Raw genomic sequence first — 1307 nt, forward strand, 5'->3', positions numbered from 1 at the left:
TATTTCCTAGTTTACTTGCTGCCGCGCCACCCATTATCGGCGTTACCGAAGCAATAATGATATCCATTCCCTGCTTCGTTTCGGCGTAACCTTCCGCAGTCTTACGGTCTACCCTCAGAACATCCATTGCATATTGCGTCAGCGCATCCTTTACCTGTTGCTGATTCTGCGCATCAACGCTCGTGATATTCAATAGATTAACTATTTTCCCGTACGAGTCCGCGTACATATCACTGATTTTATTGTTATATTGGCCGGTTTCGTACTCGCCCTTAGCCGCTATAACTTCAAGTCTTGCACTGGCACACCCCGCACTTCCGGCCTTGCCATTACTGCACGCATCAATAACCTTTTTGTCGCTGGCGATATCTTTCTCACGCAGGTCGTTTATCTGTTGCTGTGCCTGCTCACGCTCCACCGGATCTTTACTGTTCTGGAGTTTTTGCTTCGCCAGCTCCAGCTTCGTCTTTTCTTCCACGCTGAGGAAGTTATTCTCCACCGCCGTCTTCCCGGCAACCGCACCTGTCCCTGCGGCAAACGACGAATCCCCGGCTACGCCGCCTGCCAACCCGGCGGCAAGCATGCTCAGCGCGCTCACATTGGCCTTTTGCTCATTCGTTAGATTTTCCGGGTTTATGCCCGGATATAGCTCTTTCGCAATCAACTGCGCAGCCAGTTCACCGGTCGCGGCCCCGGCTGCACCGCCCGACACAGAACCGCCCTGCAGATAGGCGACCACTGCGCCGGCAAGCGCATGCCCGGTGATATTTTCGACTTCGTTAACGTTGCCTTTGGCGTCTGTGGTCGCCGCCTTCACCGCCAGAGACAGATAAGGGGCCAGCCCGCCCGCCAGCGCCTGGCTCATGTCGCCACCGGTTAAGCCTGCCAGCGCGCCTGATATCGCCGTGCCCGCCGTCCAGAACGGGCTGCCGATACCATACTTTTGTTCTGCTGCGATGTATTCCGGCGAGTTCTCCAGCATTTTCTGCTGGTCTGCAGGTGAAGCTTTATTGTACTCCGCCGTGCCTGACAATCTTGCGAGCGCGTCACTTCGTGCATTCACCTGCGCCTGCATGACCACGTTCTGCATCGTCTGGACGCCCACCTGGCTGATAGCCTGCGCCACGGCCTGATTTTCTTCTATTTTCTGCTTGTCGAAAATTTTATCGATATGCCCGTTGGCGTTCTCCGTATCACGGCTCAGCGTACTCACATCCTGCGTTTGCTGGCCGGTATCACGCACCGTAATGCTGCCATCAGCAACCGCTGAACGGGTGGTGCCCGATGCGCTGCCGCTGGCATTGGTC

Annotated in this window: 1 protein-coding gene; it reads right to left on the reverse strand. The window is 55.6% G+C overall.

What is annotated here, in order from left to right; all coding sequences use genetic code 11:
• On the reverse strand, window positions 1-1307 hold a 1307-nt coding region (locus UC14_RS27245), incomplete at both ends, for a VENN motif pre-toxin domain-containing protein (RefSeq protein ID WP_232829752.1).

The sequence above is a fragment of the Rahnella sp. NRRL B-41462 genome (assembly GCF_003263525.1).
GTDB classification, from domain to species: domain Bacteria; phylum Pseudomonadota; class Gammaproteobacteria; order Enterobacterales; family Enterobacteriaceae; genus Rahnella; species Rahnella aceris.